At 71.0% G+C, this 15,708-nt stretch carries 14 protein-coding genes and 1 pseudogene; 6 read left to right on the top strand and 9 right to left on the bottom strand.

The annotated features are described in order from the left end of the window. Positions 1 to 306: 306 nt before the first annotated feature. Positions 307 to 1,746, top strand: a complete 1,440-nt coding sequence (gene gndA / locus ACFY0K_RS01030) for an NADP-dependent phosphogluconate dehydrogenase (RefSeq protein WP_390637986.1) — start codon at positions 307 to 309, stop codon at positions 1,744 to 1,746. 428 nt (positions 1,747 to 2,174) lie between these two features. On the opposite strand, the gene ACFY0K_RS01025 is transcribed toward gndA, so the two are convergent. From ACFY0K_RS01025 to ACFY0K_RS01010, 4 genes and pseudogenes are all read right to left on the bottom strand, one after another. Then, complete coding sequence (locus ACFY0K_RS01025; RefSeq protein WP_390637985.1) at positions 2,175 to 2,819, bottom strand: aspartate/glutamate racemase family protein; 645 nt, start codon at positions 2,817 to 2,819, stop codon at positions 2,175 to 2,177. A 10-nt stretch (positions 2,820 to 2,829) separates the two neighbouring features. Next, a complete protein-coding gene (locus tag ACFY0K_RS01020; protein WP_352367690.1) occupies positions 2,830 to 3,174 on the bottom strand; it encodes a GNAT family N-acetyltransferase in 345 nt (114 codons plus the stop codon). A gap of 21 nt (positions 3,175 to 3,195) precedes the next feature. Then, the gene (panD, locus tag ACFY0K_RS01015) at positions 3,196 to 3,615 is read right to left on the bottom strand and encodes an aspartate 1-decarboxylase (protein WP_351489859.1); all 420 of its coding nucleotides are present in this window, start codon (positions 3,613 to 3,615) and stop codon (positions 3,196 to 3,198) included. A gap of 429 nt (positions 3,616 to 4,044) precedes the next feature. After that, positions 4,045 to 4,233, bottom strand: a pseudogene (locus ACFY0K_RS01010) (hypothetical protein); the annotation flags it as partial. Between the two features lie 448 nt (positions 4,234 to 4,681). Here ACFY0K_RS01010 and ACFY0K_RS01005 point away from each other — a divergent pair. Continuing rightward, on the top strand, positions 4,682 to 5,800 hold the full coding sequence (locus ACFY0K_RS01005) for a PP2C family protein-serine/threonine phosphatase (RefSeq protein ID WP_390637984.1): 1,119 nt from the start codon (positions 4,682 to 4,684) through the stop codon (positions 5,798 to 5,800). 478 nt (positions 5,801 to 6,278) lie between these two features. After that, positions 6,279 to 8,999: a SpoIIE family protein phosphatase gene (locus ACFY0K_RS01000; RefSeq protein ID WP_390637983.1), complete on the top strand. Its 2,721-nt coding sequence runs from the start codon at positions 6,279 to 6,281 to the stop codon at positions 8,997 to 8,999. 513 nt (positions 9,000 to 9,512) lie between these two features. Here ACFY0K_RS01000 and ACFY0K_RS00995 read toward each other — a convergent pair. Then, positions 9,513 to 9,872 carry an STAS domain-containing protein gene (locus ACFY0K_RS00995; RefSeq protein WP_390637982.1) on the bottom strand — a complete coding sequence of 120 codons (360 nt, stop codon included), beginning with the start codon at positions 9,870 to 9,872 and terminating at the stop codon, positions 9,513 to 9,515. 521 nt (positions 9,873 to 10,393) lie between these two features. After that, positions 10,394 to 10,879 (bottom strand): MarR family transcriptional regulator, encoded by a 486-nt coding sequence (locus ACFY0K_RS00990; protein ID WP_390637981.1) that lies wholly within the window; start codon positions 10,877 to 10,879, stop codon positions 10,394 to 10,396. Positions 10,880 to 11,028: 149 nt separating this feature from the next. On the opposite strand from ACFY0K_RS00990, the gene ACFY0K_RS00985 reads away from it, so the two are divergent. Then, positions 11,029 to 12,201 (top strand): PP2C family protein-serine/threonine phosphatase, encoded by a 1,173-nt coding sequence (locus tag ACFY0K_RS00985; RefSeq protein ID WP_390637980.1) that lies wholly within the window; start codon positions 11,029 to 11,031, stop codon positions 12,199 to 12,201. Between the two features lie 115 nt (positions 12,202 to 12,316). Here the strand turns inward: ACFY0K_RS00985 and ACFY0K_RS00980 are convergent, their stop codons facing one another. The 3 genes from ACFY0K_RS00980 to ACFY0K_RS00970 all read right to left on the bottom strand — a co-directional run bounded on the left by ACFY0K_RS00980 (position 12,317) and on the right by ACFY0K_RS00970 (position 13,874). After that, complete coding sequence (locus tag ACFY0K_RS00980) at positions 12,317 to 12,817, bottom strand: MarR family winged helix-turn-helix transcriptional regulator (protein WP_390637979.1); 501 nt, start codon at positions 12,815 to 12,817, stop codon at positions 12,317 to 12,319. A gap of 160 nt (positions 12,818 to 12,977) precedes the next feature. Next, the gene (locus ACFY0K_RS00975; RefSeq protein WP_351955573.1) at positions 12,978 to 13,205 is read right to left on the bottom strand and encodes a DUF5133 domain-containing protein; all 228 of its coding nucleotides are present in this window, start codon (positions 13,203 to 13,205) and stop codon (positions 12,978 to 12,980) included. A gap of 114 nt (positions 13,206 to 13,319) precedes the next feature. After that, positions 13,320 to 13,874: an ATP-binding protein gene (locus tag ACFY0K_RS00970; RefSeq protein ID WP_390637978.1), complete on the bottom strand. Its 555-nt coding sequence runs from the start codon at positions 13,872 to 13,874 to the stop codon at positions 13,320 to 13,322. 145 nt (positions 13,875 to 14,019) lie between these two features. On the opposite strand from ACFY0K_RS00970, the gene ACFY0K_RS00965 reads away from it, so the two are divergent. Then, entirely contained in the window at positions 14,020 to 14,385 is a 366-nt protein-coding gene (locus ACFY0K_RS00965; protein WP_390637977.1) for an STAS domain-containing protein, read from the top strand. Positions 14,386 to 14,724: 339 nt separating this feature from the next. Further along, a partial coding sequence (locus ACFY0K_RS00960; RefSeq protein ID WP_390638825.1) for a HAMP domain-containing protein occupies positions 14,725 to 15,708 on the top strand: 984 nt, incomplete at its 3' end.

Here is a 15,708-nt window from a genome sequence, read left to right as displayed (position 1 = left end):
GTCCCGAACAGGCCATGACAAGACGGCAATCAGCCGCCTCTCGCCACTGTGGGGCCGGCCGCCACGCCCGAACGCGTGCGACCGGTACAGGCGTTGACGCGACATCAGCCGCACCGGGCCCGCGGGCGCCCGCGGAGACGTTTCACGAGGTTACTGAGCCGTCGGGCCCCTGCGGTCCGTATCTGCAAGTGCGGCCGGTCGGACGGCGGGTCAGGATGGCCTTTGGGCAATACTGGCGGGCATGAGCGGCGGCAGCATCCCTTGCACGTTCTACGGGATCGACTTGATTCTTGAGGAGCAGGCGGTATGAGCACTTCGGCGCAGATCGGCGTCACGGGTCTCGCGGTCATGGGCCGCAACCTCGCACGGAACTTCGCGCGCAACGGCTACACGGTGGCGTTGCACAACCGCACGGTGTCGAAGACACACGAGCTGGTGGAGAACTTCGGGGACGAGGGCGACTTCATCGCGGCCGAGACCGCCAAGGAGTTCGTGGCGGCGCTGGAGCGGCCCCGCCGGCTGGTCATCATGGTCAAGGCGGGCGATCCGACGGACGCGGTGATCGAGGAGTTCGCACCGCTCCTGGAGCCCGGCGACATGATCATCGACGGCGGCAACGCGCACTTCGCGGACACCCGGCGCCGCGAGAAGGCGCTGCGCGAGCAGGGCATCCACTTCGTGGGCATGGGCGTGTCCGGCGGTGAGGAGGGCGCGCTGCACGGGCCGAGCATCATGCCGGGCGGCCCGAAGGAGTCGTACGACTCGCTGGGCCCGATGCTGGAGAAGATCTCGGCGAAGGCGGCGGACGGCGCGCCCTGCGTGACGCACATCGGTCCGGACGGCGCCGGGCACTTCGTGAAGATGGTGCACAACGGCATCGAGTACGCCGACATGCAGCTGATCGGCGAGGCGTACCAGCTGCTGCGGGACGTCGCCGGGTACTCCCCCGCGCAGATCGCGGACATCTTCCGCACCTGGAACACGGGCCGGCTGGACTCGTACCTGATCGAGATCACGGCGGAGGTGCTGGCGCACGTGGACGCCGCGACCGGCAAGCCGTTCGTGGACGTGGTGGTGGACCAGGCGGAGCAGAAGGGTACCGGCCGCTGGACGGTCCAGATCGCGCTGGACCTGGGCGTGCCGGTGTCGGGGATCGCCGAGGCGGTCTTCGCGCGCTCGCTGTCCGGTCACGCCGATCTGCGGGCCGCGTCGCGGGGGCTGGCAGGTCCGAAGCCGAAGGCGCTGTCCGAGGCGGAGGCGGGGGCGTTCGCGGACCGGGTGGAGCAGGCGCTGTACGCGTCGAAGATCGTGTCGTACACGCAGGGCTTCCACGAGATCCAGGCGGGCAGCGACGAGTACGACTGGGACATCGACCTCGGGGCGGTGTCCTCGATCTGGCGGGGCGGCTGCATCATCCGGGCGGCGTTCCTGGACCGGATCCGGGCGGCGTACGACGCGCGGGCGGACCTGCCGAGCCTGCTGTCGGACGAGACGTTCGCGCGGGAGATCGCGGAGGCGCAGGACGACTGGCGTGAGGTGATCATCGCGGCGACGCGGGAAGGGGTCGCCGTGCCCGGCTTCTCGGCGGCGCTGGCGTACTACGACGCGCTGCGGGCGGAGCGGTTGCCTGCGGCGCTCACGCAGGGGCAGCGGGACTTCTTCGGGGCCCACACGTATCGGAGGGTGGACCGGGAGGGGTCGTTCCACACGCTGTGGGGCGGGGACCGGTCGGAGGTCACGGCGTAGCACTGGCGGGGTGCGGGGTGCGGGCGGGCTGCGGTTTCGCGCAGTTCCCCGCGCCCCTGTAGGCGTGGCCGGTCGGGGCTGTTCTCCGGGTGCGGGTGCGTTGGGGGTTTTGCGCAGTTCCCCGCGCCCCTGAGGAGGAGGGCGGTCGAGGCTGGCCGCCTGGTGCGGGTGGGTTGGGGGTTTTGTGTGGTTCTCCGTGTCCCTGCGGGGGGTCAGGTGAGGGGTGGGCCCGGTTCTGGGGTGGGGGTGGGGTCTGGGCCCGGGGGGATGGGGGACGGGTCGGGGGGTGGGGGTGGGGGGGTTGGGGTCGGTGGTGCGGGGGGTGGTTCGGGGGTGGGGACCGGGGTGGGGTAGGGGTCCGGAGGGCGGGGGTCCGGGTGTGGGGTCGTCATGGTGGCCTCCGGCCGGTGTCGGGTCTACTGGCCCACCTACCCGAGCGGCGCTCGTACACTCCTCGCGGCCGCCGCCAGACCCGGGCGCGGGCTGGAGACCATCGGGAGGGCCGTGGTCGTGAACTTCGCGGCCGAGGTCATGGAGGCCTGGGCCAGCACGATCACGTCGGCGTCGGTCACGGCGTCCGCGGCGGCTGCCACGAGGCGCGCGCAGCCCTCGATGTCACCGGCCTCGAAACGGGTCCAGGCGTCCGGTACGACCTGGGCGCGGGCACGGATCGGGCGGTCCGCGCGCCGGGCCTCGTCGTCGAGCAGGGCCAGGGTCGGCGGCAGGGTGCTCTCGACCGTCGCCAGGACGGCGATACGGGGTCCCGCCGCCACCGCCTCGGCCGCCATCGGACGGTCGCCGCGGACGACCGGTACGCCGACCTCGCCGGCGGCGCGCTCCGCCACCTCGCCGATCGTCGAGCAGGTGCAGAGCACGGCACGGGCACCGGAGCTCACTGCCTGGCGGAGGGCTGCGGTGACGTCCCTGGCGACCGCGTCGGGGCCCTCCCGGCGGGCCCGGGCCAGGAGGTCCGGGTCCACGTGGTGGCGTAGCTCCAGGCCCGGGTGGTGCTCGTCGCGCAGGGCGTCGAAGACGGGGACGTGGAGATGTGAGGTGTGCAGGAGGGCGAGCACGCGCGGACCCTCAGAAGCGGCCGGGGTGGGCGACCAGCCACTCCTTCGCCGCGCGGAGCAGCTCGGGGTCCGGTGCCGGCGCCACGTCGGGGTGGCGCTCGGCCCACCTGACGACGTACGGGCAGAGCGGGGCCACCGGGGTCTCCTCGCGCTCGGAGATCGCGTACAGCTCGCGGGCGAGGGAGCCGGCGATGCCCTTCCCCTCGTGCTCGGGCTGCACGATGGTGTGTACGGGCACGAGGGCCCGGGAGGGCGACTCCAGGACGAAGTACTCGATGTGGCCGACGACTTCGTCGCCGGCGACCGCCTCCAGACGGCCGGCCGCCCGGTCGTCGCGGATCTCGATGTCGCTCATGTCGCCCTCCTGGTCCTCCGGTCAGGCCGACACGGCCTGCGGGCTGCGCTCCTGGTCCGAACCCGGTACCGGCTCGGACGGGTCGGCGCCGAGGGCCACGACCCGGTTGTCGTGGTCGACGTGCACGACCCGCGGCCGAAGCGTACGCGCCTCGGCGTCGGTGACCTGAGCGTAGCTGATGATGATCACCAGGTCTCCGGGGTGCACGAGATGGGCGGCCGCCCCGTTGATCCCGACGACCCCGGAGCCCCGCTCACCCTCGATGACATACGTCTCCAGCCGGGCGCCGTTGGTGATGTCGACGATGTGGACCAGCTCGCCCGGCAGCAGGTCGGCGGCGTCGAGGAGGTCGGCGTCGATGGTCACGGATCCCACGTAGTGCAGGTCGGCCTGGGTGACGGTGGCGCGGTGGATCTTGGACTTGAACAGAGTACGCAGCACTTTGGACTCCTGTTTGACGGCTCCCTGCCTGCTTTTTGCAGGTCAAGGGCGTTGTTCACGGTACACCGGCGCCGCGAAGCCGTCGACCAGGAGCATGTACGGAAGACTCTCCCGGTCCGATGCTGATTGGATGCCGACTTACCTGATGAGTCATCAGGTAAGTCGAGAGATCCAGAGCGAGTTGCCAACCGGGGTCAGCGGCGGTGAGATAGAGGACCAGGGCCGCGGCCCGCTCCTCCACCACACGACCGAGCGCTTCCGCTTCATTTTCCCTCTTCGCCATGCCCAAGGCGCATGAAATCGTCTCGGACGACGACGGTTGCAGGCGCCCGTTCGGCCAGGACTTCCAGCAGATCGGGGCGGGTCACGACGGCACAACCGGTCCTCCGCGGCGAGACGAGGTGGCAGGAGCGCCTCTCGTACTCGGCGAAGTACGTCCGCGATGTTCTTGCCGCGGTAGGTGACTTCCAGCGTTTCGGCGTTGTACCGGGCGCCTTCGCAGGTCGGGCACGGCGCGTAGGTGCCGGGCAGGAACAGCAGTTCCACCGCGACGAATCCTTCGCCCTGGCAGGTCTCGCACCGGCCCCCGGGCACGTTGAAGGAGAACCGCCCGGCCGAACCCGACAAGCGGGACTACCTGGCCTGAGCGCCGGGTGGCCGACGTCCGCCTAGGCCGACAGGCCGCCGGCGGCCACGACGAACCGCACCGTCGGGATGGTTCTCGACGGGGCTCCGCCGCAGCATTCGCTATCACGCCGCCGTCGCCAACTGTGCGGCCCCTCCCGGACATGAAGGCCATGACCTGTGGTGCGTGCCCATGACGACCATGGACCCAGACCACGTGCGCCCTCGAAGAGAGTGAGGCTCGGCCCGGGGAGGCGCGAGCGTCACCTTGTCGGTCCTTGACGACGGGCTCCGACTCCTGGGCCGCCCACCGCGGAAGGGCCGCTCACAGCCGGGGGGCGTTCTTAGGGGGCTGCACGGCGCGGTCCAGCGGCCGGTCGGCGCACATGGGCGCCGATGCCCCCACGGAACGAAGCCCGTTATGCCCTATTAAGATGATTTTGTGATCAAGACAGGACGATCCCGGCGCCGCCGCCCTTCATCCGATGGCCGACGCGAGATCGTCCTGCTGTCCCCCGCGATTCTCACTGTCCTCATCACCGGCTTGGCCTTCGCCACTCCCAGGGAGATCGCCTTCAGCCGTCTCCTGCCTGCCGCACCCGCCCTGGCCGCTGCGATGTGGCCCGTGCTCCCGACGATCGCGCTGGGGGCGTTCTGCCTGCTGACCATGATCGGGCTGAGCCTCGTGTACTCCGATCTCGGAACGCCCTACACGGCGGCTGCGATCGTCGCGGTCACTTTGACGGCCGCATATACAAGTCATCTTCGACTCCAGCGAGAGGAAACGCTCTTCCAGGTCCGGCTCGTCGCCGACGCAGCGCAGCAGGTGTTGCTGCGCCCGCTGCCGCGCCGTGTCCAAGGCCTCGATGTCGAGTCGCTGTATCTGGCGGCTCAGGAGCAGGCCCGGATCGGAGGCGACTTCTACGAGGTGGCCGACACGCCGTTCGGGGTTCGGCTGCTCATCGGTGACGTGCGCGGCAAGGGGCTGCCGGCCGTGGGAGCCGCCTCGGCGGTGATCAACTGCTTCAGGGAGAACGCGTACGACCAGCCCGACCTGAGGGGCGTCATCCATCGGCTGGAGACGAGCATGGGGCGCTACAGCGTCGCGATCCTCGACCCGGATCAGCCTGAGCACTTCGCCACTGCTCTGATCGCCGAGATCCCCAGCAGCGGCGGACATGTCAAGATCCTCAATTGTGGACATCCTCCGCCACTGGTGATGCGCAACGGCGAGATCCGCGTCCTTGAGCCCACCGTCCCCTCACCGCCCCTCAACCTCGCGACGCTCCTCGGGGACGACTACAACGTCGACACCGTCGCCTTCGCCTCCGGTGACCAGATGCTGCTCTACACCGACGGCGTGACGGAGACCCGAAACCGGGCCGGCACGTTCTTCCCGCTACCGGAGTGGATGCGGCAGCTCGGCCCGGCGACGCCCCGTGAGCTGCTGGACCGGCTTCACCGAGACCTACTCCATTACAGCGGCGGAAGGCTCGATGACGACATCGCGGCCGTCGCCGTCGGCTGTAGGCGCCCCGGGACTCCAGAGCGCTCCGCGTAGGTGGCTGGAACCCGTGTCACGGCTGCGTCTGCTCCCGGTGAGGAGGCGACCGCGCCAGCGATGCGGCGCGCCCTGCGCGGCGACAGGCTCCTGGCCCCTGCCGAGTCGCGCATACGATGCCGCCGATCGCGAGCCGGCCCGCGTTTCCAGGGACGCAATCACCACGGGGTCGGCCGGGGACGAGGGCGCACGGCTCGCCGCGCAGCACATCACCGCCGCAGCCCGGGCGGTCAGCAGCCCACCCACGCCTGCCGCGCCGACCGGCATCTGCTCTCGACGCCCTGCTCCCGCTCAGCTCGTTCCTTACTGCACCGCCGCCCTCTGCTGCTGCGACGCGGCAGCCGCGCGACGGATTCGATCGGCGTCGGCTTGCCCACAGTGGTGTTATCAAGGGTGTATGGAGGCATTCTCCGAACGCCCTCTGAGCCCGGAACGTCATCCGCCCGTCGGCCGCTCGCGCAAAGGTCGCGCTTCCCGGATGGACCTGCGCAGTGCGGCCGGTCAGGTGTTCCTCCTCCAGGTCGTCGTCGTGGTCCTGCTGGTGGTGGCCGCGGTGGTGGGCATGGTGCTCCAGGCGGCGAGTGACGCTCTGCAGCACGGGCGACGGGAGTCGGTCATCGCGGCCCAGTCGTTCGCGAGTGCCCCTGGTGTGGCCGCGGCACTGCAGAGCCGGGACCCCTCAGCGGTGCTCCAGCCGCGGGCCGAGGCCGCGCGCAAGCGCACAGGCATGGATTTCGTCGTCGTCATGAGCACGAAGGGGATTCGTTACACGTACCCCTATCCGCGGGAGATCGGGAAGAAGTTCGTCGGCGTGATCGAACCGGCGCTGAAGAACCGTACCGTCATCGAGCAGGCCGGTGGGCCGCCTCTGCCCGCGGGCCGGGGGACGGACGTGCAGGCGGTGGTCCCGGTGACCGACTCGCGCGGCAAGGTGGTCGGCCTGGTCTCCGCCGGAATCACGGTCAAGAACGTGATGGGGCTGTGGCTGCCGCAGCTGCCGATCATCTTGGCCAGCGGCGCGGTCGCGCTGGCGCTGGCCATGACGGGAACGACGCAGGTGTCCCGGCGGCTGCGGCGGCAGACCTTCGGCCTGGCTCCGGTGGAGCTGGCACAGTTGTACGAGCACCACGACGCGGTCCTGCACGCGGTGCGGGAAGGGGTGCTGATCACCGGCGCCGACGGACGGCTGCTGTTGGCGAACGACGAGGCGACGCGGCTTCTCGGACTGCCGGCTGACGTACGGGGGCGCTCGGTGCGGGAGCTGGGACTGCCGGAGCCGGTCGTGAGCCTGCTGTCGTCGCCTGAGGAGGTCACCGACGAGGTGCTTCGCGCGGGGGACCGACTGCTGGCGGTGAACAAACGGCCGACGTACCCCCAGGGCGACCGGGGAGGCAGCGTCGTGACCCTCCGGGACACCACCGAGCTGGCGGAGATCTCGGGTCGGGCCGAGGTCTCGCGGGAGCGGCTGAAGCTGCTGTACGAGGCCGGGGTGCGGATCGGGACGACGCTGGATGTGAGGCGTACGGCCCAGGAGCTGGCCGACGTGGCGGCGCCGCAGTTCGCCGACCTCGTGACGGTGGATCTGCTCGACGCGGTGCTGCGGGGGTGGGAGCCGACGGCGGAGGGCTGGCGGCATCTGCGCCGGGCGGCGATCGGCGGCGAACAGCGGATGATGCCGGTGTATCCGCTGGACGAAGTGATCGCGTTCTCACCCCGCACCCCGCAGATGCGGTCGCTGCAGGAGGGGCGAGGGATGCTGGAGACGGACCTGCGCCGGTCAGACGGCTGGCGGGAACAGGACCCGGAGCGCGCCCGGAAGGCCCTGGAGGGCGGTCTGCGGTCGCTGGTGGCCGTGCCACTGCGGGCGCGGAACGTACCGCTGGGCGTGGCGAACTTCTACCGGACGGCGGATTCCCCTCCGTTCGAGCCGGAGGATCTCACCTTCGCGGAAGAACTGGCCGTACGGGCGGCGGTAGCCATCGACAACGCCCGGCGGTTCACCCGGGAGCACACGGTGGCGGTGGCGCTGCAGCGCAGTCTGCTGCCGCGTGGACAGCCGGAGCAGGACGCGCTGGAGGTGGCGTGGCGGTATCTGCCCTCGGAGGCGGGGGTGGGCGGGGACTGGTTCGACGTCATCCCGCTTCCGGGCGCGCGCGTGGCCCTGGTGATGGGTGACGTCGTCGGTCACGGGCTGCACGCGGCGGCGACGATGGGTCGGCTGCGCACCGCTGTGCACAACTTCTCCACCCTGGACCTGCCCGTGGACGAGGTGCTCGGGAACCTGGACGACCTGGTCGTGCGCATGGACAACGAGAAGAACAGGGGTGATGCCGTCGATGACGACGAAGGGGAGGCGGTGACCGGAGCGACCTGTCTGTACGCGGTTTACGACCCGGTGGCGGGGACCTGCACGATGGCCCGTGCGGGACACCCGGAACCGGTGGTGGTGCGCCCGGACGGGACGGTCACCTGCCTTGGTGTGCCGGTCTCGGCGCCCCTCGGTCTGGGCGGCTACCCCTTCGAGAGCGCCGAGGTGTCCCTGCCGGAGGGTTCACAACTGGTGCTGTACACCGACGGCCTGGTGGAGAACCGCGCCCACGACTTCGACGTCGGGTTGGAGATGCTGCGCCGGGCTTTGGGCGGGTCCGGGAAACGCACTCCGGAGGAGGTGTGTCAGGCGGTGATCGACGCGCTGAAGCCGTCACGCCCCTCCGACGACATCGCGCTGCTGACGGCACGTACCCGGATGTTCCCGCCCTCGCGCGTGGCCGAGTGGGACGTGCCGCCCGATCCGGCGTTGGTTCCCTCGGTGCGGGCGCGCTGCAGGGAGACGTTGCTGGAGTGGGGGCTGGAGGAGACCGGATTCGCCACGGAGCTGATCGTCAGCGAGTTGGTCACGAACGCGATCCGGTACGGCTCGCCGCCGGTCGGCGTACGGCTGTTGCACGGACGCTGTCTGATCTGCGAGGTCTCGGACGGCAGCGGTACCTCGCCGCGCCTGCGGCGGGCGGCGACCACGGACGAAGGCGGGCGGGGGCTCTTTCTGGTGGCGCAGTTCGCGCAGCGATGGGGAACGCGGTACACGACCCGCGGCAAGGTCATCTGGACGGAGCAGCTTCTTCACGACGGCGAATCCGCCGCCTCGGGCGTCGCACCGGTCGACTTCCTTCTCGACCAGTTCGATGATCCCGGTTTGTGAGCCGACGTTGACCCCGAGCGCCATGGACAGCGGCATGTCCGGCGTAACGAACCCCTTTGGCCCGTTCGACGGGGCTTGACTCTGGGGACCGGCGTCGCCCCGCTCGCTTGGGGGCTCACGGGACTCGAACGTCGCCTGGCCGCGAGGAGATCGGACTCTGCCTAACGGGATGGTCAGATCCTGCTCGGGGACGGGGTGGGTGAGTCGTGCCGGCCCAAGCGGCCCCATCCCACGGGCGAGCCGTCCAGCCACGCGTCCAGCTTCCGAGCAGGGCGCCCGAAGAGCGCAGCAGCCACCGTGCAGGTCAGCAGGCCGGACACCGCCCGGCCCGATGCTGACAGCTTGCTGACCCGGAGGCAGCGATCAGCGCTCTGACCTGCGAAAACACTGAAACGCTAGATCTTGGACTTGAACATGGTACGAAGCACGAGGAAACTCCCGATTCGTCTGCTCCCTGCCTGCTTCTGCAGGTCAAGGGCGGTCGCTGGAGGCTACCTCGGTTCGCGCGTACCGTCAGCCGCTGCCCGTCCCCGTGGAGCCGGGACGGACGTCCGTGACGGTGAACAGCTCCGCGGTGCCGCTGATCTCCAGGAGCCGGCTGACGGCGGCCGGCAGGGGACCCACCAGCAGGAGGGTCCTGCCGTCGGCGCGGTGGCGGTGGCGGGCCCGGACGAGCGCGTTGAGCAGCATGCTGTCGGCGAAGGTGACCCCGGCGAGGTCGACAGCCGTGACGGGCATCCCCGCCCGGTCGGCCGCCTCCCAGGCCCGCTCGAAGTCACCGGCGTCGTCGTAGTCGACCTCGCCCCGAACGGTGAGCACGAAGACCTGCGCGCGGCGGTCGATGCGCTCGCTCAGGTCCGGGGCCGGGTGCACGGCGCCATCCTCACGTCGACGGCCCTGGTGGGGCCGCTGGAGCCGGTGGGGGCGGACCGGGCGGCCGGGCCGCTGCCCGTGGGAGCCGTCACAGCCTGGGCGACGAACGTCATGCGGTCCCTCTCGGCGGGTACACGGATGACTGTCGGGTTCGCAAGCGGGCGAACGCGACCGCACGACGGCGGTGCGTGGAGGGCCGGTGCGGCCACCACGGAGACACGGCCGTCGCGAGCGCCCCGCGCCCGGGTCGCGTACCGGGACGCGCTTCCGGTCACCCGTGCGCCTGCGGCGTTCGGGACGTACCGCGCGGTCACCGCGGACCGCGTCGGCAAGAGGTCTCCGAAGGGAATGAGGAACATTCGAAGAACAGTTGCCGTTTGACAACAATAGCCATGAGGCAACAGAGTAGCCGCGTCGGACGTACACGGGGAAGGACCTGGAATGATCCGGTGGACGGAGACCGCTCCGGGCACCGCCCGCCATCGTCGTGAAGCGGTGGTGGCACCGGTGCCGTGACTTCTTCAGGCGGTCCGGCTGCCGGAGTCCGGAGCCTCGTCGTGTATCTGCGTGGCCGCGGTGGCACAGAACGCCTCCAGGCCCTCCAGCAGGGCAACGCGCTTGGCCGCGGGCATGTCGGCCAGCACCTTCTGCAACTCGTTCTCCCGGCGGGCGCGCAGATCGGCGAGGAAGAGGCGCCCCCGGACGCTGAGATGGAGCCGCACCTCGCGCCGGTCCTCCGGACTCACCACGCGCTCGACGAACCCCGCGGCCTGCAGCCGGTCACACAGCCGGCTCGTCGACGGCGGGGTGGAGGCGAGGAACTCGGCGAGGGTGCGCAGGTTGATGCCCTCGTGGTGCTCGAGGATGTGCAGCACGCGCAGCTGGGAGGCGGAGGTGGGCGCGGTCGACGCCCGGCCCCAGACGACCTCCAGCAGCTCGACGGCCCGCGTGGTCACGCGTGCGACCTCTTCGGGCTCGGGGCGGCGGCGGAAGGCAGTCACGGTCACACTCTCGCAGGCACTGGGGTGCCTCTCAGCGTACTAGCCGCCGCCATCGGCCATGGACACCCCGGGACGACAGACGCGGCTTCGCACGGAGCCCGGCGCCGCCGCCGGGCCCGCACGTTGTCAGGAGAAAGATTGGTGCATCCCCCATCGTGAACAGATTCGAAACCGCTGAACGCGCCCTGCGCACAGCGGCCCCCCACGAACTGCTCGACGCCGTCCGCCTCGTGCTGACCGAGCGATACGACGCGGCGGACGCCGAGCTGTTCATGGCCGACTACAGCCTGACGGTGCTCCAGCCGGTGTCGGTGGCGCCGCACAACCTGGAGTCGGTACCGGTGCACGGCAGCCCGGCCGGCCGGGCCTTCGGCTCCCAGACGCCCTACTGCGAGGACGGCCGCGGCCGGCCGGCCCGGGTCCATCTGCCGGTGAGCGTGCGCGGCGACCGGCTCGGCGTGCTCACCGTGACGCTGAACGGCAGCGAGGCGCCCTCCGACTGCGTCGCGGAACTCGCCGAGATCGCCGACGCGCTGGCGCACGAGGTGATCGTGGCCGAGCGCGACACGGACCTGTACCTCCAGGCCCGGCGCAAGGACCGGCTCACCCTGGCCGCGGAGATGCAGTGGCATCTGCTGCCCGGCCGCTCCTGTTCCCGGCCGGAGTACGACCTGGCCTGCCAGCTGGAGCCGGCCTACGCCGTCTTCGGGGACAACTTCGACTGGTCGGCCACGTCCGACCGGCTGATGCTGTACGTCACGAACGGCATGGGCGAGGGCATAGAGGCGGCCCTGCTGACCAACCTCGCCGTCAACGCCCTGCGCAACGCGCGGCGCGCCGGAATCTCCATCGAGGACCAGGCGGCCCTGGCCGACCAGGCCGTCTATGCCCACTACCAGGGCCGCCGCTACCTGTCCGTCCTGATGCTGGACCTCGACCTGGCGACGGGCCGGGCGAGCGTGGTGGACGCCGGCTCCCCCCAGCTGCTGCGGCTGCGCGGCGGCGCTGTCGAGCGCGTGCCCTTCGAGGCACAACTGCCACTGGGCATGTTCGAGGAGACGGACTACGTGGCGCAGGACTTCGCCGTCGAGCCCGGGGACCGGCTCATCTTCGTCAGCGACGGCGTGCACGCGGTGCACTCCCCCAAGGGCGAGACGTACGGCGAGCGGGCGCTGGCCCGGGCCATCCAGTCCACCCGGCTGCTGCCCGCCGCCGAGGTGCCGCGCGCCGTTCTGCGCGAGCTGGCGGGTCATCGCGGCGATGCCGTGGCGGCGGACGACGACGCGCTGGTCGTGTGCCTCGACTGGCGGGGGCGGACGCAGTCGTGACGCCGTGACGTGAGGTGGCGTCCGCGTTCCCGGACGCCCGGCTGGCGAACCGCCGGGCCCGGGAACGGCCTCGCGCATGTCCTCGTGTAGGTCGCGGTGTACGTCCGCGCGTACGTCAGCCGGTTCCGCCCTCGTCTCCCGTCCCGGCGTCCAGCGCGGCCAGAAACCCGCGGAGCCCTCGCCCGAGGGCCTCGGCATCGGCCGGGTCCATGGCGCCGAGGGCGACGGCCAGCCGCCGCGACCTGCGGCATGCCACCTCGTCGAGCGCCTGCCGGCCCTGCCTCGTCACATGCAGTCGCACCACGCGCCGATTACGCGGATGCAGCTCCCGCTCCAGCAGGGCGGCCGCCTCCAGCCGGTCGCAGAGCCGGCTTGCGGCGGGCAGCCCGATGTCCATTCGCACGGCCAGGGCGGTCAGGTTGATCCCCGGTTCCCCCTCCATGACGCGCAGGGCGCGCAGCTGGTGCGACGACAGCCGCACGCTCGCGCCCTGCGCGGCGACCGACCACAGGGTCGTGAGGCACTCGACGGCGTCGGCCATCGACACGGCCAACGCGGTGAGGCGGTCCGACGGGCCGTCCGACGGGCCGTCCCCGGCATCACTGAGACCAGTCACGAGGTTTCGCTTTCCGACATCGCCTGTCCATGCAGGTACCACCTTGTTCCCTCGCGGTACCCGACCGGCGGCCGGACACGCCCCGTCGCCCCGCCGTCGCCTCGGCCTCCACAGCATCTGCACGAGTCGCCGTGCGGGGCGGGGCCCCGGTCCGCCGCGGTCAGGCGGAGAGCAGGGAGTCGTCCTCGACGCGGGCACCGGGCAGGCGGTACCTGGCCACGACCAGGGCGGCGTCGATGTCACTGGTGCCGGTCGCCACACACAGCGTGTAGGCGATGTCCGCCATCCGGCGGCGTACGGCCTCGTCGCCCTCGTCCGCGTGCAGGGTGCGCAGCGTCTCGTACTGCTCCATCAGGTCCGTCAGTACGGCGGGGTGTGCCAAGAGCATCCGGGGCCTCCTGCCTGTCAACCGTTCGCGTGGATCATGCAGCGGCCCGTCTGCCCCGGCCGCCGCGGTTCAATCCCCGAGGGTGACGACCGCCGTCAGGTCGCCGCGCTCCCCTCACCCCTCCGCCTCCGGCGGCTCGTACCGGCCTGCCGCCCGGCCACCGTCACCGGCCGGCCGCCCGAGTCCCAGCAGCGGGTCGTCGAAGAGCGCGAGCCTGACGGTGACGCACTTGCCCACGGGCTCACGGCGTGCCTCGAAGCCCTGCACCACCGCCAGCACGATCTCCAGTCCGTGCTGGCCCACCCGTCCGGCGTCGGCGGCCCGCGCCAGCGGCAGCGTGGGGTCGGTGTCCCAGACCTCGATCTCCACCATGCCGTCGACGACGCGCAGGTGCAGCAGGACCGGTCCCGGCGCGTACTTCAGCGCGTTGGTGACCAGTTCGCTGACCACCAGCTGTGCCACGTCCATCGTGCGGGAGGTGACCGGCAGTCCGTGCTCGGACTGGGCCCTGGTCAGGAACTCCGACGTCCGGTCCCGCGCGCCGGCGATACAGCCGTCCGCCCCGTCCAGGGCGATGGTGACGTCGGCAGGTGCGGCATCCGGCATCCGGGAACACTCCTCGGGCGGGACAGGCCGCTCCCTGCCACTGACATGCGATACCCCGTTCATGGGCGCGCGTCTACCCGGCCTTGCCGACGGTATTCCCGTGCTCCGGGAAGTCGTCCGGGATTTCGGGTGCATCACCGCCGGGATCCTGGGCAACGTTGGCTACAGGAAGGGGGCTCGACCCGGACCGAGGGCGCAGAGGACGGACGTGGCAGACCACCAGGAAGCAGTGGGGCGCGGCGAGTTGGCCGTGGTCCGCGCGGATGTCGACGGCATCGCCGTGCTCGGCGTCCGCGGTGAGATCGACTACCAGAGTGTGGGCGTGCTGACGCGGGCGATGCCCCCGGACGACCCCACCACCGGCCCCCGGGTCGTCGTCGACCTCAGCGGGGTCACCTTCATGGATTCCAGCGGTGTGAACGCACTCGTCGCCGCCCACCACGCCACCCGGGCCGTGCGGGGGTGGCTGCGCCTGGCGGGCGCCCACGGCCCGGTACTGCGCACCATGCAGCTGGTGGGCCTCGACGCCGTCGCCCCCTGTCACCCGACCGTCGCGGAGGCCATCGCGGCCTGACGGCCGGGACCTCGTGAGCGGCGGCGACCACGACCACGTGAGCGTCGGCCGCCGGCCGCGGCGGGGTCCGGATCCGCCGACGGCAAAAACCGGTCGGGTTCCCCTTGGGGGCCTTGCCATGCCTCTCGTTTCCGCTGTTCTTTGGTGTGCCACGGACTTCTCGCCGGCCTTTTGTTGCTGCACGACAACTGAGTTAGTCTGCGATCGATTTCCCGTCGGCCGGATCCGTCGAGCGCGGCGTCGCCACTGGTGGTGGGGCTGCGCGGCGCAGACCTGGTTCAGGTCCTCGGGGTGGGGATCCTGCGTAGCGGAACGAGGGTGGGCATGGCCGGGACTTCGATGGACGCCCAGGTACGGGGCCCGGGCGAGCAGGAGCTGCGGCAGCTGCTCGCCGGGCTGACAGCGGTACGCGACGGCGACTTCGGCACCCGCCTGCCGTCCGACGGCACGGGTCTGCTCGGCGACATCGCCACGGTGTTCAACGGCATGGTGGACCAGTTGTCCCTGTTCACCTCCGAGGTGACGCGGGTCGCCCGCGAGGTGGGCACCGAGGGCACGCTGGGCGGGCAGGCCGAGGTGCCCGGGGTGTCCGGTACCTGGGCGGACCTGACCGAGTCGGTCAACGCCATGGCGGGCAACCTCACCACCCAGGTCCGCGACATCGCCCAGGTGGCGACGGCGGTGGCCAAGGGCGACCTGTCCCAGAAGATCGACGTGCCCGCGCGTGGCGAGATCCTGCAGCTGAAGGAGACCGTCAACACGATGGTCGACCAGCTGTCCTCGTTCGCCGCCGAGGTCACCCGCGTCGCGCGCGAGGTCGGCAGCGAGGGCCGGCTCGGCGGTCAGGCGCAGGTGCCCGGGGTGGGCGGGGTCTGGCGCGACCTCACGGATTCGGTCAATTTCATGGCCGGGAACCTCACCTCCCAGGTCCGCAACGTCGCCCAGGTGACGACCGCGGTGGCGCAGGGCGACCTCTCCCAGAAGATCACCGTCGACGCCCGCGGCGAGATCCTCGAACTCAAGAACACCATCAACACCATGGTCGACCAGCTCTCCGCCTTCGCCGACGAGGTCACCCGCGTCGCCCGCGAGGTCGGCACCGAGGGGCGCCTGGGCGGGCAGGCCGACGTGAAGGGCGTCAAGGGCACCTGGCGCGACCTGACGGACTCCGTGAACTTCATGGCGGGCAACCTCACCGCTCAGGTCCGCAACGTCGCCCAGGTGGCCACCGCGGTGGCGCAGGGCGACCTCTCCCAGAAGATCACCGTCGACGCCCGCGGCGAGATCCTCGAACTCAAGAACACCATCAACACCATGGTCGAC

This window comes from Streptomyces sp. NPDC001507, assembly GCF_042894765.1.
Classification (GTDB): domain Bacteria; phylum Actinomycetota; class Actinomycetes; order Streptomycetales; family Streptomycetaceae; genus Streptomyces.
The sequence above is the reverse complement of the archived record's forward strand: the minus strand, read 5'-3'. Positions and strand labels throughout refer to the sequence as shown.

Bases quoted from the DNA above. Each gene is read 5' to 3' on its own strand.
- gndA (WP_390637986.1), top strand. From the start codon at position 307: ATGAGCACTTCGGCGCAGATCGGCGTCACGGGTCTCGCGGTCATGGGC.
- ACFY0K_RS01020 (WP_352367690.1), bottom strand. From the start codon at position 3,174: ATGAGCGACATCGAGATCCGCGACGACCGGGCGGCCGGCCGTCTGGAG.
- ACFY0K_RS01000 (WP_390637983.1), top strand. From the start codon at position 6,279: ATGGACCTGCGCAGTGCGGCCGGTCAGGTGTTCCTCCTCCAGGTCGTC.
- ACFY0K_RS00975 (WP_351955573.1), bottom strand. From the start codon at position 13,205: ATGCTCTTGGCACACCCCGCCGTACTGACGGACCTGATGGAGCAGTAC.
- ACFY0K_RS00970 (WP_390637978.1), bottom strand. From the start codon at position 13,874: ATGAACGGGGTATCGCATGTCAGTGGCAGGGAGCGGCCTGTCCCGCCC.